Raw genomic sequence first — 18,303 nt, forward strand, 5'->3', positions numbered from 1 at the left:
GTCCAAACGGAAAGTCACGAACGGGTGAGACGGAGGCCCAGGCGGATTGCGGCCGAAACACATCACCGTGAGCAGTGAAACAGCTCCGTTTTCCGCAAAGAAAAACCGCCGGAAATCGCTTTCCGGCGGTGATTATCAGGCAAGTATCTTAACAATCAGGCTGCGAGATCGCGCAGAACCGTCTGCAGGATGCCGCCATTGTTGAGGTAGACGACCTCGTCCAGCGTGTCGACGCGCGACAGCAGCGGAACGTCCTTCACCGTGCCATCGGCATAAGTGATCTTGGCGATCTTCTTTTCGCGCGGCTTGATGTTCTCGAGGCCTTCGATGGTGACGATTTCGTCACCCTTCAGGTCGAGGCTCTGCCACGTCGTGCCTTCTTCGAAGACGAAGGGGATAATGCCCATGCCGACCAGGTTCGAGCGGTGGATGCGCTCGAAGCTCTGAGCGATGACGGCCTTGACGCCAAGCAGGTTCGTGCCCTTTGCAGCCCAGTCGCGCGAAGAGCCGTTGCCGTATTCAACACCGGCGAAGATGACCAGCGGGACGCCTTCGGCCTTATACTGCATGGCCGCATCGTAGATCGACGTCTCTTCCTTGGACGGATAGTGAATGGTGTAGCCACCTTCCTTGCCGTTCGCGCCCAGCATGAAGTTACGGATGCGGATGTTGGCGAAGGTGCCACGCATCATCACCTCATGGTTGCCACGACGCGTACCGTACTGGTTGAAGTCGGCAACGGCGACGTCATGGCCGAGCAGGTAGGCGCCTGCCGGCGAAGCAGCCTTGATCGAACCGGCCGGGGAAATGTGGTCGGTGGTGATCTTGTCGCCGAAGAGGCCGAGAACGCGGGCGCCCTTGATATCGGAAATGCCGGTACCCTTCTTGCCCATGCCGACGAAATAGGGCGGGTTCTGAACATAGGTCGAATCGTCGTCCCAGGCATAGGTCTGGCCTGGGGGAACCTGAACGGCCTGCCAGTTTTCGTCGCCCTTGAAGACGTCGGCATACTTGGTTTCGTAAAGCTCGCGGGTGACATATTTCAGGATGAATTCCTGAACCTCGTGCGAAGTCGGCCAGATATCCTTCAGGAACACCGGATTGCCATCCTGGTCTTCGCCGATCGGCTCATTGGTCAGATCCTTCTGAACCGTACCGGCAAGAGCGTAGGCGACGACGAGCGGCGGCGAGGCGAGGTAGTTCGCCTGAACGTCCGGCGAGATGCGGCCTTCGAAGTTGCGGTTGCCCGAGAGCACGCCGGAAACGATCAGGCCCTTGTCGTTGATCGTCTTGGAGATCGGCGCCGGCAGCGGGCCGGAATTGCCGATGCAGGTCGTGCAGCCGAAGCCGACGAGGTTGAAACCGAGCTTGTCGAGGTCAGCCTGCAGGCCGGACTTGGCGAGATACTCGCCGACCACCTGCGATCCGGGAGCGAGCGAGGTCTTGACCCACGGCTTGGTCTTGAGGCCCTTGGCAACGGCGTTGCGGGCGAGAAGGCCGGCAGCGATCAGAACCGACGGGTTCGACGTATTGGTGCAGGACGTGATGGCGGCAATCGCCACATCGCCATGACCGAGATCGAAATCCGTGCCTTCGACCGCATAACGGTTGTTTAGCTGGCCGGGCTTCTTGTAGTCGGCATCCATCGAGCCGGCGAATCCGGCAGCAATGTTCTCAAGCGCGATACGGCCTTCCGGGCGCTTCGGGCCGGCCATCGACGGGACAACATCGCCGAGGTCGAGTTCCAGCGTATCGGTGAAGACGAGCTCGGAACCGTCGCCGTCACGCCACATGCCCTGGGCCTTCGAATAGGCTTCAACGAGGGCGATCCGGTCATGCGTGCGGCCGGACATGGTGAGATAGTTGATGGTTTCGCCGTCGACCGGGAAGAAGCCGCAGGTCGCGCCGTATTCCGGGCCCATGTTGCCGATCGTTGCGCGGTCGGCGAGTGGCATGTTGTCCATGCCCGGGCCGAAGAATTCCACGAACTTGGAAACGACGCCCTTCTTGCGCAGCATCTGCACGACGGTCAGAACGAGGTCGGTCGCGGTGACGCCTTCCTTCAGCTTGCCGGTCAGTTTGAAGCCGATGACTTCAGGCAGAAGCATCGAGACCGGCTGGCCGAGCATGGCCGCTTCAGCTTCGATACCGCCGACACCCCAGCCGAGAACGCCGAGGCCGTTGATCATCGTCGTATGCGAGTCGGTGCCGACGCAGGTATCCGGATAGGCGATCGTTTCGCCGTCCTCTTCCTTCGTCCAGACTGTCTGGCCGAGATATTCGAGGTTGACCTGATGACAGATGCCGGTGCCCGGAGGAACGACGCGGAAATTCTTGAATGCCTGCTGGCCCCACTTTAGGAAGCGGTAACGCTCGCCATTGCGCTGGTATTCCAGCTCGACGTTCCTGGCGAAAGCCTGCGGCGTGCCGAATTCGTCAACGATAACAGAGTGGTCGATGACGAGGTCAACGGGAACGAGCGGGTTGATCTTTTCCGGATCGCCACCGAGGGAGACCATTGCATCGCGCATTGCAGCCAGATCGACGACGGCGGGAACGCCGGTGAAGTCCTGCATCAGCACGCGGGCCGGACGATAGGCGATCTCGTTCTCGACGGCGCCCTTGTTATCAAGCCATTCGGCGACGGCAAGGATGTGCTCCTTGGTAACCGACTGGCCGTCTTCGAAGCGCAGCAGATTTTCCAGCAGCACCTTCATCGAATAGGGGAGCTTCGATACGCCGGGCAGGCCGTTTGCCTCAGCCTTCGGCAGGCTGTAGTAGACGTAGTCCTTTCCACCGACGGAAAGCGTGGACCGACAATTGAAACTGTCAAGAGATTTAGACACGAGAGACCCCGTTTCTGATAGCCAACACAGTCGTGCGAACGCCTATGCACTTAATGCACATCAGGATGCGGGTACGGCCATTTCCGCTGTCCGCACGTGAGGAGAAGACCCCAAGTTCGGCGCAAGGATGAAATTCACGCCGACCGCTGGCGTGGTTGCAGGTCTTATAGATAATTTCGTAAAGACTTGCCATAGCAACAAAGGTCGAAATTTTACATTTTTTGAGCCTGCCCACGAGCGCAATGAAGAAAGAACCGATGCATGCATCTCATCGCTGAAAATCTTGCTGCCCGGCGCGGGGAAGATCTGATTTTCGTTAACGTTTCCTTTCACTTGCAGGCCGGAGAGGCACTAATTCTGACGGGTAAAAACGGATCGGGAAAGTCCACTTTATTGCGGGTCATCGCCGGTCTTTTGAGGGCGGAAAAAGGCTCCGTCACGGTCTCTGATTCGTTCGGTGCCGAGAGGCGCCCGGCGGCCGAAGCGAGCCACTACCTCGGCCATCGTAACGCCATGAAGACTGAACTTACGGTTGCAGAGAATCTGGATTTCTGGCGATCTTTTCTGGGGGCCGGCAGTGAGCCCGGCCTCGGCACCGAGGAAGCTGCCGAGGCCGTTGGCCTGCCCGGCATCACACATCTACCATTCGGCTATCTTTCTGCTGGCCAGCAGCGCCGCTTCGCCTTCGCCAAGCTTCTGGTCGCACACCGCCCGGTCTGGATCCTGGATGAGCCGACTGCGGCGCTGGATGCAAGCGCGGACAAACTGTTTGCGGAATTGATTGAAGGCCATCGCCGAGAAGGCGGCCTCGTCATCGCGGCAACGCACCAGCCGCTGGGATTGGATGGGGTTAAGGAATTGAAAATGACCGGCTTTGCCGGTGTAGATCAAGGGGTGTGGGGATGACCGCCCTCTTCCTTCGCGATATCAGGCTTTCCATCCGCGCCGGCGGCGGAGCACTCATCGGCATTCTCTTCTTTCTGACGATCGTCGCGGTCATCCCCTTCGGCGTCGGACCCGACCTTGCGCTTCTCGCCCGCATCGGCCCCGCCATCGTCTGGATCGGCGCGCTGCTTGCAGCCCTTCTCGGCCTCGATCGGCTGTTCCAGGCGGAGCGCGACGATGGCTCGCTCGATCTGATGCTCATGCAGGAAACACCGCTGGTCCTGACCGTGCTCGTCAAATGCGCGGCGCACTGGACAGCAACCAGTTTGCCGCTCGTCATTGCCTCACCGCTGCTCGGCCTTTTCATGAACATGAACGAGACGGCGATTGGCGCAACCATGCTCACCCTCCTCGTCGGCTCGCCGGCCATCACCTTTATCGGTGCGGTCGGCGCCGCTGTTGCCGTCGCATTGCCGCGTGGCGGACTGCTGGTATCGGTGCTGATCCTGCCACTGACGATCCCGGTGCTGATCTTCGGCGTCAGCGCCACCTACGCGGCGGTCGAGGGACCATCGCCCTTCCTGCCGCCTTTTCTGATCCTCATCGCCCTGACGCTTTTCTTTGCCGTCATCGGCCCGGCGGCGGCTGCGCTGGCGCTTAGAAACACAGCGGATTGATCGGCGCTTCGATTGCGGCTCCGCACGGATCAAGGTAAGGAAGCGGATATGAGCGAAACGAGCCTGGCCATCAGCAAATTCAGTGATCTCGCCAACCCGACACGGTTTCTGGCGCTGGCATCGCGCGTCATTCCATGGCTGGCGGGTATCACCGCCCTCTGTTTCGTGGCTGGTCTCTATTTGAGCTTCTCGACCGAAGGCGACTACCAGCAGGGCGAGACCGTGCGCATTATGTATATCCACGTGCCGTCTGCCTGGCTCGCCATGATGTGCTACACGATCATGAGCATTTCGGCGATCGGCACGCTCGTCTGGCGCCACCCTCTGGCAGACGTTTCGGCCAAGGCCGCAGCCCCGCTCGGCGCCGCCTTCACCCTGCTTGCGCTCGTCACCGGCTCGCTCTGGGGCAAGCCAATGTGGGGCACATGGTGGGTCTGGGATGCGCGGCTCACCTCTGTCTTCATCCTTTTCCTGATGTATCTCGGCCTGATCGCGCTGAGCCGTGCGATGGACGATCCTTCGAAGGCTGCACGTGTTACCGCCATCCTGATCCTCGTCGGCTTCGTCAATATCCCGATCATCAAGTTCTCGGTCGACTGGTGGAACACCCTGCATCAGTCGGCAAGCGTTCTGCGCCTTGACGGCCCGGCAATCGATCCTGAGTTTCTGCGCCCGCTCCTGATCATGGCAACCGCCTTCACGCTGCTGTTCTTCACGCTGCATCTAATGGCGATGAGAAACGAGATCTGGCGCCGCCGCATTGCCTCCCAGCGCCGGATGGCCGCCCGTATGGCAAACCGGGAGGAATAGCGGTGGGCTCCTACGCTTTCTACGTTTACGGCTCCTATGGTTTCGCCGCCCTGGTGACGATTGCGGTGACGCTCTGGACCTGGTCTGACGGCCGTGCCCGCCAGAAGGAATTGGCAGCGCTCGAGGCCGCCGGCATCCGTCGCCGTTCTGCCCGACCGAAGGACGGTGAATGACCGAAGCTCAGCAAGACAATAAGCCGAAGAGCCGCGGCGTCAGCCGCTATGCTTTTGCACTGATCCCGCTCGTCGTCTTCGGCGGCATCGCCGCAACCGCTGGCAAGATGCTCTACGACCAGGATTTCCACGGCAAGAACATCGCCGAAATCCCCTCCGCGCTGATCGGCACCAAGGCGCCGTCGCTGAACCTGCCGCCGCTCGAAGGCTCCAGCCTGCCGGCGCTGACGGACGAGGCGGTCAAGGGCAAGCTCACCCTCGTCAATGTCTTCGCCTCCTGGTGCATTCCCTGCCGCGACGAACATCCTCTGCTCAAGCAGCTAGCCGAGGATGGACGACTGAACATCGTTGCCATCAACTACAAGGACAAGAACGAGAACGCGCTGCGTTTTCTCGGCGAACTCGGCAACCCCTACCATGCCATCGGCGTCGACCCGAACGGCAAGGCGGCGATCGACTGGGGTGTCTACGGTATTCCGGAAAGCTATCTCGTCACGCCTGACGGTACGATCATCTACAAGCGTGTCGGCCCCTTCGACGATATCAGCCTGAAGGAAGGGCTGTTTCCCGCGATGGAGAAGGCGCTGGCCAAGCCGGCCTCCTAAGCGCCGCCCTGCCAGACCTTGATCGCCTCGACCGGCCAGATCAGCATAAGCACGTTGAGCGTCAGGTTGTCCCGGATCACATAGCCGGTGAAAAGCTCGAAGAAGATGGCAATAGCGACCGTCAGCACGACGGGAGCCCGCCAGGCGAAGAAGAAGCCGACGGCCATGAAGATCGTATCCATCGCCGAATTGATGATGCTGTCGCCGTAGTAATCGAGCGAGATCGTCGCCGTACGGTAGCGATCGATGATCAGCGGCGAATTTTCCAGAAGCTCCCATCCGGATTCGATGAGCACAGCCAGAAGCAGTTTCACCGCAAGCGGTTTGCCGCGAAGCACGAGATGCGCAAGCCCGTAGAACAGGAAACCGTGGATGATATGCGACGGCGTGTACCAGTCGGACAGATGCTGCGAATTGCCGCTGGAATTGACCGTGCCTTCCCAGAGCTTGACATAGCCGCAGGTGCAGATTGGCACGCGGCCCAGCAGATATTCGATCACGATCTGTGCGACCAGCACTGCCAGGCAGGCAGAAAACCAGAAGATCTGATGCCGCGATCGGGCGGCGCCCTCGACTGCCGTCACTTCTCGCTTTCCGCCTCGGTAGAAATGCTGTGCTTCAGCACCAGCGGCATCTGCGCCATGGTGAAGATGATGGTGATCGGCATCGTGCCCCATACCTTGAAGGCGATCCAGAAACTGTCGGAGAAATTGCGCCAGACGACTTCGTTCAGTACCGCAAGGAACAGGAAGAAGATGCCCCAGCGGATCGTCAGCTTGCGCCATCCTTCGGCATCGAGCTGAAAGGCGGCGTTGAAGACATAGCCGAGCAGCGACTTGCCGAAGGCAAGCCCCCCGAGCAGCGCAAAGCCGAAGAGCGCATTGACGATCGTCGGCTTCATCTTAATGAAGGTCTCGTTCTGCAGCCAGATCGACAGAGAGCCGAAGATCACGACGACGATGCCTGAAACGAAGGGCATGATCGGCAGATGGCCGAGCATGATCTTCGAAACGACGAGCGAAATTATGGTCGCGGCCATGAACAGCGCTGTCGCCACGAAAAGCGGGCCGCCGAGTTCGGTGAGTGCGGGAAAGCTTGTTACCAACCATTCACCGCGCAGATTGGCAAAGAAGAAGACCAGAAGCGGCCCGAGTTCGAGCGCCAGTTTCAGAAGCGGGTGATGCCGGTCTGCGGCGCTGGGAGTGATATCGCTTTCAGTCGTCATACTTCTTCAAACCTGCTTTTTTTTGCAATGCATGCAAGCCATCAACGGCTAATCTGTGGCATCATTGGCCAATGCCGGCAATGGCCTGCGCAAAATCCTCGGCCTCAAACGGTTCGAGATCGTCGACGCCTTCCCCGACACCGATGAAATAGACCGGCAGCTTATGCTTGGCCGAAATCGCCACCAGAATGCCACCGCGCGCCGTGCCGTCAAGCTTGGTCATGATAAGGCCGCTGACGCCTGCGACATTGCGGAAGATTTCGACCTGATTGAGCGCGTTCTGGCCCGTCGTCGCGTCGAGCGTCTGCAGAACCGTGTGCGGCGCATCGGGATCGAGCTTGCCGAGCACGCGCACGATCTTCTCGAGCTCGGCCATCAGCTCCGTCTTGTTCTGCAGGCGGCCGGCCGTATCGATGATCAGCACATCGCATTTACTGGCCTTCGCCTGTTCGAAGGCATCATAGGCAAGACCCGCCGCGTCGGCGCCAAGTTTGGTGCCGATGAATTCCGACTTGGTGCGATCGGCCCAGATCTTCAGCTGCTCGATGGCCGCAGCGCGGAACGTATCGCCGGCAGCCAGCATCACCTTGAGGCCCGAGCCGGAAAGCTTGGCTGCAAGCTTGCCGATCGTCGTCGTCTTGCCGGTGCCGTTGACGCCGACGACGAGGATGACATGCGGCTTGTGCGAGAGATCGAGCTGCAGCGGTTTGGCGACCGGCTTCAAAACCTTGGCGATTTCGGCCGCCATGATGCGGCTCACATCCTCACCGGTCACATCCTTGCCGTAGCGCTCGGAAGCAAGCGTATCGGTGACGCGCATTGCCGTCTCTACACCGAGGTCGGCCTGGATCAGCAGGTCTTCCAGATCCTGCAACGTGTCGTCGTCCAGCTTGCGCTTTGTGAAGAGCGCGGTGATCTGGCTGGTGAGCTGTGATGATGTGCGCGCCAGGCCATTGCGCAGGCGCTGGAACCAGGAAAGCCTTGGCTGCGTCGTAAGCACAGATTCGGGCTCTGCGGTCGGTCCGGTTGCGAAGCCTTTGGGAAGAACCGGCTCGGCCGCCTGTGCCTCTTCAATGACCAGCTCTTGCGCGACGACCTCTGCGGCAGGAATTTCCTCGGCAAGCGTTTCGACGATCTCGGCCAGGCGCTCGTCGTCGGCGCCCCAATCCGGCATCCGCTCGTCTTCGACAGCATCAACGGAAACCGTCGGGCTTTCCTCGGCCGCCGCTTCCGCCTCAAGCAGCGATAAAGGCACGACACCCATGTCGCCGAGATGATCGACAGTCGGCAACACATCCGACTCGGCTTCGACGGGTTCCTGCTCAGCTATGGCTTCATCGAAGTCGGCCGCAGGTCCACCGGCGGTGTCCATTTCTTCAGCGAGGACGGGATCGTCTGCAACCGGCAGATCTTCGTCGCGCGAACGCGGCTCCAGTTCCCGTTCGACGGCATCCGGCACAGGCTCTTCCGCCGGCTTGCCGAAGGTGAAGACCTTTTTGATGAAACTGAGCGCCATGAGCTGTCCGTGAAGTCAGGCCGCCGCGGCAGCCGTCAATTGCATGTCGAGATGCTTGCCGTTGTGGCCAGATATCGTCGCTTCGACGATATCGCGCGGACGAAGACCGGGGACAGTGACAAGCGTGAAGTTTTCCGTGTGGGCAAGACCGTTGTTTTCCACCAGCAGCCATTGCCGCGTTCCGACCATCTTGTCCAGATGGCGCCGGTGCAGCATCTGTCCAGTGGCGCGGAGGCGAGCGGCGCGGTCCTTGATCAGCGAACGGTCGAGCTGCGGCATGCGCGCAGCAGGCGTGCCGGGCCGCGGGCTATAGGGGAAGACGTGCAGATGCGCGATGTCAGCCTCTTCCGCCAGCCGCACCGTATTCTCGAACATTTCTTCGGTCTCCGTCGGAAAACCGGCGATCATGTCCGCGCCAAAGCTCATGTCCGGCCGCAGCCGGCGGACGTCCTCGATAAAGCGCAGGGCATCGTCGCGCAGGTGCCGGCGTTTCATGCGTTTCAGGATCATGTCATCACCATGCTGCAGCGACAGGTGCAGATGCGGCATGAAGCGCGGCTCGTCGGCAATCAGGTCCATGAGATGGCGATCGGCCTCGATGCTGTCGATGGAAGACAACCGCAGGCGGCGGATATCCGGTACCTGTTTCAAAAGCGTCTTTGCCAGCAGCCCGAGTGTCGGCTGGCCTGGGAGATCGTCGCCATAACTTGTGGCGTCGACTCCGGTCAGCACGATTTCGCAATAGCCGCTTTCGACGAGATTGCGCGCCTGATCGACCACAGCGCCCATGGGCACGGAGCGCGAATTGCCGCGGCCATAAGGAATGATGCAGAAGGTGCAGCGATGGTCGCAGCCATTCTGCACCTGGATGAAAGCGCGTACATGACCATCGATGTGTTTGACCATCTGCGGCGCAGTGTGGCGCACGCTCATGATGTCGTTGACACGCAGCTTCTCTTCTGCCGAAACACCGAAATCAGGAAGCGCGCGGTAGGAAGCTGCCTTCAGCTTCTCCTCGTTGCCGAATACCGCATCGACCTCGGCCATTTCGGCAAAGGTCTGCTTCTCCGTCTGGGCCGCGCAGCCGGTGACGATGATGCGGGCATGCGGATTGTCGCGGCGCGCGCGGCGGATCGCCTGGCGGGCCTGGCGTACGGCCTCGCCGGTCACGGCGCAGGTATTGACCAGAATCGCATTGTTGAGCCCGGCCGCTTCCGCCTGCGATCTCATCACTTCGGATTCATAAGTATTGAGACGGCAGCCGAAGGTGATGACCTCGACGCCGCTCACCGCGCTTCCGCCCCGCGTTCGGCATCGCGCGACCACATACCGGTCGACGGATCGACCAAGCCGGACCATTCCCATTCGGCAGGCCCGGTCATCACGACATGATCATCCTCGCGCCAGTCGATGATGAGCGGTTGACGGATAGGACTTGAAGCGACGTCAATGCTCACCTTCCGGCCCGTGCGGCCGGTGCGTGCGGCGCTGACGGCGGAGGCACAGGCAGCCGAACCGCAGGCAAGCGTCAGGCCCGCACCGCGTTCCCACGTCCGCGTCCGCAGTGCTGAATCCGAGATGACCTGCGCCAGGGTGATATTGGCCTTTTCCGGGAAGATCGGATGGTTTTCGAGCAGTGGCCCGAAACGCTCGAGATCGAAGCTCATCGGATCGCGGTCGACCCAGAAGATCGCATGCGGATTGCCCATAGACATGGCCGAGGGCGAATGCAGCACGGGACTGTCGATCGGCCCGATCTGCAATTCGATACGGCTGGTATCGTAGAATTCTTCCGCCAGCGGAATGCGGTCCCATTCAAAAACCGGCCGGCCCATGTCGACCGAGATCGTGCCGTCGTCATGCTCGACAGCATTCAGGATGCCGGCGACCGTCTGGAAGGTGAAGGCCTTCTTGCCGGTTTCGGCGGCCAGCGCCTGCACGACGCAACGCGTACCGTTGCCACAGGCCTGCGCCTTGGAACCGTCGGAATTGAGGATGTCGATATAGGCGTCAGTGCCCTGCGCCTTCGGATCATGGATCGCCATGATCTGGTCGAACTGCGTGTCGGAGGCAGCATTGAGCGCGATCGCCGCCTGCGGCGTCACCTTGTCGGTCCGTCCGCGCATGTCGACGACCAGAATCTTGTTGCCAAGCCCGTTCATCTTCGCGAATTCGACCGTGTTGCTCATCTGACCATATCCACTGCGTTTCGGCTGTATATGGCGGAAATGCGCAGGGATTACCAGTGGGTGAGCGCCGGACGGGCATCGTCCTCTTCCTCACGCGCCGAGGCTACGTCCGCGAAATCAGAAGGAATGAGGCCCAGTTAACCCTGGGACCGGGCGCCATTCAGATTTCCCGCAGCGTGCCGTCGGAATTGAAGGATGCTGCATGGGCTTCGACGATAGCCGCGGTGATGACCTTTCTCAGCTCATAGACCAGCAAGCGGGACCGTTTACGATCCAGATCCTGTGCTGCCTTCGCCAGATTCAAGCCTTCGTTCAAAACAATAGTATGGGCGCGCGCCAGCGCCCAGTCCTGGATGTCAGGGTTTATCATTCGATATCTCCACCGATTCATTCGGGATCAAGGATATTCACGAATCATTTTACAGAATGCACTTAAATAGAAAGTAGAATCATAAGCGAAATATTTTGCAACCGGCCTTTATAGCGAATTCGGCTCTTCGGTTGAAATACTCATCTTTGGGGCACCAGATATCGGTAATTTATTAGAGACAACATTTTAGTTTATATGAATATATACTTCCTTTGCCACTACAGATTGCACAGGAAAATATGCTCGCGGCCGCCTCTCGTAAAACGTCGGAAAAATTCGCCAAGCCGTCGCTAGTCGCATTCGCCTTGACTTTCACGAAGCTTTCCTGTTTATCGCGCAAAATCTGCGACGAGCATTAGACTCCGAGCCGCCGACCGGGACATGGATACCGGAGGTCAACACCCGACAGCGCGCTGCGCCCTCGGGTGCTTTTTGGCTTTGCGTCTTGTTTTCGTCAAGGAAAAGCACGACGTTCGGGACATCCCAAAACTCCCCGAAACGTAGCAAGGAAGAGCCGATGTTTGAGAACCTCCAGGACCGTCTTGGTTCCATCCTGAATGGACTGACAGGCCGTGGTGCGCTTTCGGAAAGTGATGTTTCCGCAGCGCTGCGCGAGGTTCGCCGTGCGCTTCTGGAAGCCGACGTTTCGCTCGAAGTCGTCCGCTCCTTCACCGACCGCGTACGTGAAAAGGCCGTCGGCGCCGAGATCCTGAAGTCGATCAAGCCCGGCCAGATGGTCGTCAAGATCGTTCATGACGAGCTCATCGAAATGCTCGGTGGCGAAGGCGTTGGCGTCGATCTGCATGCACCCGCACCCGTCGTCATCATGATGGTCGGTCTGCAGGGCTCGGGTAAGACGACGACGACGGCAAAGATTGCCAACCGGCTGACGACGCGCGAGAAGAAGAAGGTGCTGATGGCATCGCTCGACACGCGCCGTCCGGCCGCGCAGGAGCAACTTCGCCAGCTCGGCGCTCAGGCAAATATCGACACGCTGCCTGTTATTGCCGGCCAGTCTCCGACTGATATCGCCGCACGCGCCGTGCAGGCCGCCAAGCTCGGCGGACATGATGTTGTCATTCTCGACACCGCAGGCCGTACCCATATCGACGAGCCCTTGATGGTCGAAATGGCCGATATCAAGAAGAACTCGAACCCGCACGAAATCCTGCTGGTCGCCGACAGCCTGACCGGTCAGGACGCCGTCAACCTCGCCCGTAGTTTCGATGAGCGCGTCGGCATCACCGGCCTCGTGCTGACCCGTATGGACGGCGACGGTCGCGGTGGTGCTGCCCTTTCCATGCGCGCCGTCACCGGCAAGCCGATCAAGCTGATCGGCGTCGGCGAACGAATGGGCGAGCTGGAGGAGTTTCATCCCCGCCGTATCGCCGACCGCATTCTCGGCATGGGCGACATTATTTCGCTCGTCGAAAAGGCGGCCGAAAACATCGACGCCGAAAAGGCCGCCGCCATGGCCGCCAAGATGGCCAAGGGCAAGTTCGACCTGAACGACCTCGCCGACCAGCTGAGGCAGATGCAGAAGATGGGCGGCATGGGCGGCATCATGGGCATGATGCCCGGCATGGGCGGCATGAAGGACAAGATGGCTGCCGCCGGCCTCGACGACAAGCTGTTCGGCCGCCAGATCGCCATCATCCAGTCGATGACCAAGGCCGAGCGCGCCAATCCCGACCTGCTCAAGCATTCGCGCAAGAAGCGCATCGCCGCCGGCTCCGGCACCGATGCCGCCGCCATCAACAAGCTTCTGAAGATGCACCGCCAGATGGCGGATATGATGAAGATGATGGGCGGCAAAGGCAAAGGCGGCATGATGAAGCAGATGATGGGCGGCCTTGCCGGCAAGATGGGGCTGGGGGGCCTCGGCGGCATGGGCGGCATGCCCGATCTCTCGAATATCGACCCGAAGCAGCTCGAAGCGCTGCAGAAGCAGGCGGAAGCCGCGGGTCTCGGAAAGCCGGGTGGGGGTATGCCCGGTCTAGGCGGAGGCTTGCCGGGCGGATTGCCCGGTCTTGGCGGCGCAAAGCTGCCGGGCCTCGGTGGTGGTTTCCCGGGTCTGCCCGGATTGCCCAAGAAGAAGTGAAAGGATCGCCTGCCCCATGATTGATCCAGACGTCAAAGCCCAGCTCGCCAAGTACCGTCAGTCGATCGACAATATCGATGCGGCGCTTGTGCATGTTCTTGCTGAACGCTTCCGCTGCACCAAAGAGGTCGGCGTGCTGAAGGCAAAATACAATCTGCCGCCGGCTGATCCGGCGCGCGAGGAATACCAGATCGCCCGTCTTCGGCAGCTTGCCGAAGATGCGCATCTGGATCCGGATTTCGCTGAGAAGTTCCTGAACTTCATCATCAAGGAAGTCATCCGGCATCATGAGCAGATCGCTGCGGACCACGCTGAACAGAGCGCCGCAGCCCGATAACCATGCCGCTCAACGAAGCGGTTCAAGAAAAGCCTAAGGAGTAAAGAACATGGCACTGAAAATTCGTCTCGCACGCGGTGGTTCCAAGAAGCGCCCGTACTACCACGTCGTTCTCGCCGATGCCCGCAGCCCGCGTGACGGCCGCTTCCTTGAGAGCCTCGGTTCCTGGAACCCGATGCTCGCCAAGGACGACGAGAAGCGCGTTCAGCTGAACGGCGAACGCATCAAGCATTGGCTCGACCAGGGCGCCCTGCCGACCGACCGTGTACTGCGCTTCCTCGACGAAGCCGGTATCTCCAAGCGCGAAGCCCGCAACAACCCGGAAAAGGCAAAGCCGGGCAAGAGGGCCCAGGAGCGTGCAGCAGAAAAGGCTCAGAAGGCTGCTGACGCTGCCGAAGCCGCTGCTTCTGCTTCCGCCGAATAATCTGTTCCGATCCCACCAGAACGGGCGGCATGGCGACATGCCGCCCGTTTTCGTTTCCATTCCCTCGCACTTCGTTTATGAGAAGCGTGATCTCGGCTTCTGCCTGCGTTCGAATGAAGGAACCCATGACCAAGCTTGAAAATCCGGTGCTGATGGCAACCATTGGCGGCGCACAGGGGATTCGCGGCGAAGTGCGTGTGAAGGCCTATACGGCCGACCCGACTGCACTCGGCGACTACGGCCACCTGTACAGCATGGACGGACGCAGCTTCGAGGTCCTTGAACTGCGCGAGATGAAGAATATGGTCGTCGTGCGCTTCCGCGGCGTCAACGACCGCAACGCCGCCGAGGCGCTGAACGGATTAGAACTCTATATCGAGCGTGACAATCTGTCCGACGAGGAGCTGGAGGACGACGAGTTCTTCTACGCCGATCTGGAAGGGCTGGAAGCATTCGACGATCACGGCGTCAGCTACGGGACCGTGACCGGTGTCTTCGATTTCGGCGGCGGCGATCTGCTGGAGCTCAAAGGTCCCGGCAAGCGTCCGGTTCTGATCCCTTTTTCGGAAGCCTCCGTGCTGGAAATCGATCTCGAGGCCGGCAAGCTATTGATCGATCCGCGTGCAGCCGGACTTATCGACGATCCTGACGATCTGAAGGGTCTTACGTCAGGCAAGCCGAAGAATAAGAAGTAAACGCCATGGCTTTCCGGGCGACCGTGCTGACACTCTACCCGGAAATGTTTCCGGGCCATCTGGGCTTTTCGCTCGCCGGCAAGGCGGCCGAGCGCGGACAATGGTCGCTCGACACCGTGCAAATTCGCGATTTCGCGACCGACAAACACCGCACCGTCGATGATACGCCAGCCGGCGGCGGCGCCGGTATGGTGCTGAAGCCTGACGTACTCGCCCGCGCCATCGACAGCGCTTCTGAAAACGACAATCGCCCCCGCTTGTTGATGAGTCCACGCGGCAAACCGCTCACTCAGGAGCGCGTACGTGAACTTGCTGCCGGCGACGGTGTCCTCATCGTCTGCGGCCGCTTCGAAGGCGTCGACCAGCGTGTGATCGAGGCGCGAGAACTCGAAGAAGTCTCGATCGGCGATTATGTTCTGTCCGGTGGCGAGCCGGCGGCGCTGATCCTGCTCGATGCGATCGTACGCATTCTGCCGGGCGTGATGGGCAATGATCTCTCGGGCCTGCATGAAAGCTTCGAGGGCGGACTGCTGGAGCATCCGCACTACACCCGTCCGCAGGAATGGGAAGGCCGCGAGATTCCCGCAATCCTGATATCGGGCAATCACGGCGCCATCGAGAAATGGCGACACGAAGAGGCGATTGCACTGACGAAGGAACGGCGGCCGGACCTGATTACGGCGCAAAAGCCCGAAAAAGCCGGCTGATTCCACAAATTTGCCGTCCAAGGGATGACACGCGGAAGTCTTTCGTGTAATGGCGCACGCGGAAATGGGGTTTATCCCCGTCTGCCAGCAAACAAAGAATGGCGAATCCGCTCCCGCCCGCAAGGGCAAACTCCGGAGGCATCGACCGATGGACAGTGTGAGCGCTCTGGCTGTTTCAGAAGAACCAAAGGTTAAGACGATGAACATCATTCAGCAGCTTGAGGCCGAACAGGCCGCCAAGATCGAAGCCAAGCGCACACTTCCGGAATTCTCCCCGGGCGACACCCTCCGCGTCAACGTGAAGGTTACGGAAGGCACCCGTACCCGCGTTCAGGCCTACGAAGGCGTCTGCATCGCCCGCTCCGGCGGAGGCCTGCAGGAAAACTTCACGGTCCGCAAGATCTCTTACGGCGAAGGCGTCGAGCGCGTATTCCCGGTTTACTCGCCGATGATCGAAAGCGTCGACGTCGTTCGCCGCGGTAAGGTCCGTCGCGCCAAGCTCTACTACCTGCGCGACCGTCGCGGTAAGTCTGCACGTATCGTTGAAGACACCGGCGTCCGCGCCCGCAAGCTCAACGATGCCGAACGCGCTGCCGTTGCCGAGGAAAAGGCACGTATCGAAGCTGAAAAGATCGCAGCAGCTCAGGCTCTCGCCGCCGAAAAGGCAGCAGCAGAAGCCGCTGAAGCAAAGGCCGCCGCTGAAGCTGCCGAAGCCAAGGCTGCCGCAGAAGCCGCAGCCGCTGCTGAAGGTTCGGCTGAATAAGCAGCTCGCGAAAGCGAAAATCATTGCATGGAAAAGGCGGTCTTTGGGCCGCCTTTTCTTTTTTGCATCTACGGGCAGCGGTTGCAGCCTTGCCATGGCGGCATCTTCCATGACAATTCTCGGGTCAAATAATGGGGAGCCACACCATGTTCTTTCGCCGCACAGTTCTCGCCGGCCTGACGGCCGCAATGCTTTCGCCGCTCACAGCCTTCGCAGCCAGCCTGCCTGATCTCGGCGGCAAGACCGTCGTCGTTGTGACGGAAAACGCATATCCGCCGCTGCAGTTCGTCGACCCCAAGTCCGGCAAGGCGATCGGCTGGGAATATGATGCGATGAACGAGATCGCCAAGCGGCTGAACGCCAAGGTCGAATACCAGAACACCAGCTGGGACGCGATGATCCAGGCCGTGTCCGATGGGCAATACAACATCGGCATGACCGGCATCACCATCAAGGACGACCGGAAGCAGAAGGTCGATTTCTCCGATCCCTACATGCGCTCGCAGCAGTTCATGCTGGTACGTGGGGACGAGAAGCGCTTCACCGATGCCAAAAGCTTCGGCGCCTTCAACGATGGCCTCATCGGCGCCCAGCCCGGCACTTCGCCCTTCTATACTGCCGTCTATGAAATTCTCGATGGCAACGAGCAGAACCCGCGCATCAAGCTCTTCGAAACCTTCGGCGCGACCGTGCAGGCGCTGAAGACGGGTGACGTCGATCTCGTCCTGACCGACAGCGTCGCTGCCAAGGGTTATGTCGATTCCTCGAACGGTGGGCTGAAGGTCGTCGGCGAACCGCTCGGCACCGAGGATTTCGGCTTCATCTTCCCGAAGGGTTCCGATCTCGTCGCGCCCGTCAATGCCGCTATCGCTGCGCTGAAATCAGACGGCACCTTCGATGCGCTGAACAAGAAGTGGTTCCTCGACTACAAGATGGGCGAATAACCCCCGAGAAATCGCAGATGGCGCTCCCACCGTCCCCTCGACACGAGAAGGACGACCGTCCCTGGTGGCTGGTCGTCCTCGTCCTGATCGGCATGGCGCTTGCCGCCGTCATCGTCACCAACGACATCTACACGCAGGTGTTCCGGACCGTCGTGAATGGAGCCGGCGTCACGATCTTTGTCACACTCGTCGCCTTCGTGCTGGCGACGGCGCTTGGTCTCGGCATCGCGCTGCTGGGCCTGTCGGACAGCATCGTGCTGCGTCAGGTAGCCCGCTTCTACATCGAAATCATCCGAGGCATCCCGATTCTGGTGCTGCTCTTCTACATCGCCTTCGTCGGCGCGCCGGGCGTTGTTGCGGCCTATAATTTCCTGATAACTCCGCTGGTAAGTGCCGGTCTTCTGGAACCCATCCTCGTGCGCGATCTGTCGTTGATGTGGCGGGCGATCATTGCGCTCATGATCGGCTATTCTTCTTTTATCGCCGAGATCTTCCGGGCAGGCTTCCAGTCCGTCGATATCGGCCAGATCGAAGCCGCCAAGTCGCTTGGCCTGTCGCGCTACCGCCGTTTCCGCCTCGTTGTCTTCCCGCAGGCGATAAGAGTGATCTTCCCTCCGCTCTCCAATGACTTCGTCTCCATGGTGAAGGACAGCTCCCTCGTCTCCGTCCTCGGCGTCGCCGACATCACGCAGATGGGTAAGGTCTACGCCTCCGGCTCCTTCCGCTTCTTCGAAACCTATTCGATCGTCACCTACATCTATCTGATCCTGACGATCGGCCTGTCGCTCTTCCTGCGGCGGATCGAGAAGAAGATGAAACAGATGCCGCGGCACTGAGCGGGCGCATGATTCGAATTGCCGTTTCGGTCAAAAATAGCTATATCCACCCTATGGAATCCAAATTTAGATGCATCGGTGCGCATATTTTCGTGCTGCAGGATCATTACCGCCTGCCGGCACGCTTCTATGCGTCCGTTTCCGGTGCGCTCAACAGCCGACTTCGTTGATCGAATGACGGTCCGCGGAGCCTGTCCGCG

20 protein-coding genes are annotated in these 18,303 nt (G+C 60.1%); 13 read left to right on the plus strand and 7 right to left on the minus strand.

What is annotated here, in order from left to right; translation table 11 throughout:
- Positions 1–155: 155 nt before the first annotated feature.
- Positions 156–2,846, minus strand: coding sequence for an aconitate hydratase AcnA (gene acnA, locus AC1DNW_RS07170; RefSeq protein ID WP_113299616.1), 2,691 nt, complete (start codon positions 2,844–2,846; stop codon positions 156–158).
- 261 nt (positions 2,847–3,107) lie between these two features.
- Between acnA and ccmA the strand changes: the two genes are divergently transcribed.
- The 5 genes from ccmA to AC1DNW_RS07195 are packed head-to-tail and all read left to right on the plus strand — an operon-like array spanning position 3,108 to position 5,996.
- Positions 3,108–3,752: a heme ABC exporter ATP-binding protein CcmA gene (gene ccmA, locus AC1DNW_RS07175; protein WP_113308703.1), complete on the plus strand. Its 645-nt coding sequence runs from the start codon at positions 3,108–3,110 to the stop codon at positions 3,750–3,752.
- Positions 3,749–4,408 carry a heme exporter protein CcmB gene (gene ccmB, locus AC1DNW_RS07180; protein WP_113308729.1) on the plus strand — a complete coding sequence of 220 codons (660 nt, stop codon included), beginning with the start codon at positions 3,749–3,751 and terminating at the stop codon, positions 4,406–4,408. Before ccmA ends, ccmB begins: the two co-directional genes overlap by 4 nt.
- Before the next feature lie 48 nt (positions 4,409–4,456).
- Entirely contained in the window at positions 4,457–5,218 is a 762-nt protein-coding gene (locus AC1DNW_RS07185; RefSeq protein WP_477852263.1) for a heme ABC transporter permease, read from the plus strand.
- 2 nt (positions 5,219–5,220) lie between these two features.
- Positions 5,221–5,391, plus strand: coding sequence for a heme exporter protein CcmD (ccmD, locus tag AC1DNW_RS07190; protein ID WP_113299612.1), 171 nt, complete (start codon positions 5,221–5,223; stop codon positions 5,389–5,391).
- On the plus strand, positions 5,388–5,996 hold the full coding sequence (locus AC1DNW_RS07195) for a DsbE family thiol:disulfide interchange protein (RefSeq protein ID WP_113308701.1): 609 nt from the start codon (positions 5,388–5,390) through the stop codon (positions 5,994–5,996). The genes ccmD and AC1DNW_RS07195 overlap by 4 nt, the downstream gene beginning before the upstream one ends.
- Here the strand turns inward: AC1DNW_RS07195 and AC1DNW_RS07200 are convergent.
- The 6 genes from AC1DNW_RS07200 to AC1DNW_RS07225 all read right to left on the minus strand — a co-directional run bounded on the left by AC1DNW_RS07200 (position 5,993) and on the right by AC1DNW_RS07225 (position 11,317).
- Entirely contained in the window at positions 5,993–6,580 is a 588-nt protein-coding gene (locus tag AC1DNW_RS07200; RefSeq protein ID WP_113308700.1) for a DUF2585 domain-containing protein, read from the minus strand. The genes AC1DNW_RS07195 and AC1DNW_RS07200 overlap by 4 nt on opposite strands.
- The gene (locus AC1DNW_RS07205; protein WP_113299609.1) at positions 6,577–7,221 is read right to left on the minus strand and encodes a septation protein A; all 645 of its coding nucleotides are present in this window, start codon (positions 7,219–7,221) and stop codon (positions 6,577–6,579) included. Before AC1DNW_RS07205 ends, AC1DNW_RS07200 begins: the two co-directional genes overlap by 4 nt.
- A 61-nt stretch (positions 7,222–7,282) precedes the next feature.
- Positions 7,283–8,737, minus strand: coding sequence for a signal recognition particle-docking protein FtsY (gene ftsY / locus AC1DNW_RS07210; protein ID WP_113308699.1), 1,455 nt, complete (start codon positions 8,735–8,737; stop codon positions 7,283–7,285).
- 15 nt (positions 8,738–8,752) lie between these two features.
- Positions 8,753–10,027: a tRNA (N(6)-L-threonylcarbamoyladenosine(37)-C(2))-methylthiotransferase MtaB gene (gene mtaB, locus AC1DNW_RS07215; RefSeq protein WP_113308698.1), complete on the minus strand. Its 1,275-nt coding sequence runs from the start codon at positions 10,025–10,027 to the stop codon at positions 8,753–8,755.
- Positions 10,024–10,926, minus strand: coding sequence for a diaminopimelate epimerase (dapF, locus tag AC1DNW_RS07220; protein ID WP_113308697.1), 903 nt, complete (start codon positions 10,924–10,926; stop codon positions 10,024–10,026). The genes mtaB and dapF overlap by 4 nt, the downstream gene beginning before the upstream one ends.
- Before the next feature lie 160 nt (positions 10,927–11,086).
- Positions 11,087–11,317 carry a hypothetical protein gene (locus AC1DNW_RS07225; RefSeq protein ID WP_477833849.1) on the minus strand — a complete coding sequence of 77 codons (231 nt, stop codon included), beginning with the start codon at positions 11,315–11,317 and terminating at the stop codon, positions 11,087–11,089.
- Between the two features lie 496 nt (positions 11,318–11,813).
- On the opposite strand from AC1DNW_RS07225, the gene ffh reads away from it, so the two are divergent.
- The 8 genes from ffh to AC1DNW_RS07265 all read left to right on the plus strand — a co-directional run bounded on the left by ffh (position 11,814) and on the right by AC1DNW_RS07265 (position 18,103).
- Entirely contained in the window at positions 11,814–13,397 is a 1,584-nt protein-coding gene (gene ffh / locus AC1DNW_RS07230; RefSeq protein WP_113299604.1) for a signal recognition particle protein, read from the plus strand.
- 16 nt (positions 13,398–13,413) lie between these two features.
- Positions 13,414–13,734, plus strand: coding sequence for a chorismate mutase (locus AC1DNW_RS07235; protein ID WP_113299603.1), 321 nt, complete (start codon positions 13,414–13,416; stop codon positions 13,732–13,734).
- 49 nt (positions 13,735–13,783) lie between these two features.
- Positions 13,784–14,158, plus strand: coding sequence for a 30S ribosomal protein S16 (rpsP, locus tag AC1DNW_RS07240; RefSeq protein ID WP_113299602.1), 375 nt, complete (start codon positions 13,784–13,786; stop codon positions 14,156–14,158).
- A 125-nt stretch (positions 14,159–14,283) separates the two neighbouring features.
- Complete coding sequence (gene rimM, locus AC1DNW_RS07245; protein ID WP_113308728.1) at positions 14,284–14,853, plus strand: ribosome maturation factor RimM; 570 nt, start codon at positions 14,284–14,286, stop codon at positions 14,851–14,853.
- A gap of 5 nt (positions 14,854–14,858) precedes the next feature.
- Complete coding sequence (trmD, locus tag AC1DNW_RS07250) at positions 14,859–15,560, plus strand: tRNA (guanosine(37)-N1)-methyltransferase TrmD (RefSeq protein ID WP_113308695.1); 702 nt, start codon at positions 14,859–14,861, stop codon at positions 15,558–15,560.
- A 199-nt stretch (positions 15,561–15,759) separates the two neighbouring features.
- A complete protein-coding gene (gene rplS / locus AC1DNW_RS07255) occupies positions 15,760–16,323 on the plus strand; it encodes a 50S ribosomal protein L19 (RefSeq protein WP_113299660.1) in 564 nt (187 codons plus the stop codon).
- Positions 16,324–16,469: 146 nt separating this feature from the next.
- Positions 16,470–17,267, plus strand: coding sequence for a transporter substrate-binding domain-containing protein (locus AC1DNW_RS07260; RefSeq protein WP_113299600.1), 798 nt, complete (start codon positions 16,470–16,472; stop codon positions 17,265–17,267).
- A gap of 17 nt (positions 17,268–17,284) precedes the next feature.
- The gene (locus tag AC1DNW_RS07265; protein WP_113299599.1) at positions 17,285–18,103 is read left to right on the plus strand and encodes an amino acid ABC transporter permease; all 819 of its coding nucleotides are present in this window, start codon (positions 17,285–17,287) and stop codon (positions 18,101–18,103) included.
- The last annotated feature ends 200 nt before the right edge of the window (positions 18,104–18,303 follow it).

It is taken from the genome of Rhizobium sp. 05L429, assembly GCF_056397645.1.

Coding starts and splice junctions, on each gene's coding strand:
- AC1DNW_RS07195 (WP_113308701.1), top strand. CDS start 5,388: ATGACCGAAGCTCAGCAAGACAATAAGCCGAAGAGCCGCGGCGTCAGC.
- trmD (WP_113308695.1), top strand. CDS start 14,859: ATGGCTTTCCGGGCGACCGTGCTGACACTCTACCCGGAAATGTTTCCG.
- dapF (WP_113308697.1), bottom strand. CDS start 10,926: ATGAGCAACACGGTCGAATTCGCGAAGATGAACGGGCTTGGCAACAAG.
- AC1DNW_RS07205 (WP_113299609.1), bottom strand. CDS start 7,221: ATGACGACTGAAAGCGATATCACTCCCAGCGCCGCAGACCGGCATCAC.
- ftsY (WP_113308699.1), bottom strand. CDS start 8,737: ATGGCGCTCAGTTTCATCAAAAAGGTCTTCACCTTCGGCAAGCCGGCG.
- ccmB (WP_113308729.1), top strand. CDS start 3,749: ATGACCGCCCTCTTCCTTCGCGATATCAGGCTTTCCATCCGCGCCGGC.
- ccmA (WP_113308703.1), top strand. CDS start 3,108: ATGCATCTCATCGCTGAAAATCTTGCTGCCCGGCGCGGGGAAGATCTG.
- AC1DNW_RS07235 (WP_113299603.1), top strand. CDS start 13,414: ATGATTGATCCAGACGTCAAAGCCCAGCTCGCCAAGTACCGTCAGTCG.
- rplS (WP_113299660.1), top strand. CDS start 15,760: ATGAACATCATTCAGCAGCTTGAGGCCGAACAGGCCGCCAAGATCGAA.
- ffh (WP_113299604.1), top strand. CDS start 11,814: ATGTTTGAGAACCTCCAGGACCGTCTTGGTTCCATCCTGAATGGACTG.
- AC1DNW_RS07185 (WP_477852263.1), top strand. CDS start 4,457: ATGAGCGAAACGAGCCTGGCCATCAGCAAATTCAGTGATCTCGCCAAC.
- rpsP (WP_113299602.1), top strand. CDS start 13,784: ATGGCACTGAAAATTCGTCTCGCACGCGGTGGTTCCAAGAAGCGCCCG.
- AC1DNW_RS07225 (WP_477833849.1), bottom strand. CDS start 11,317: ATGAATCGGTGGAGATATCGAATGATAAACCCTGACATCCAGGACTGG.
- rimM (WP_113308728.1), top strand. CDS start 14,284: ATGACCAAGCTTGAAAATCCGGTGCTGATGGCAACCATTGGCGGCGCA.
- AC1DNW_RS07265 (WP_113299599.1), top strand. CDS start 17,285: ATGGCGCTCCCACCGTCCCCTCGACACGAGAAGGACGACCGTCCCTGG.
- AC1DNW_RS07260 (WP_113299600.1), top strand. CDS start 16,470: ATGTTCTTTCGCCGCACAGTTCTCGCCGGCCTGACGGCCGCAATGCTT.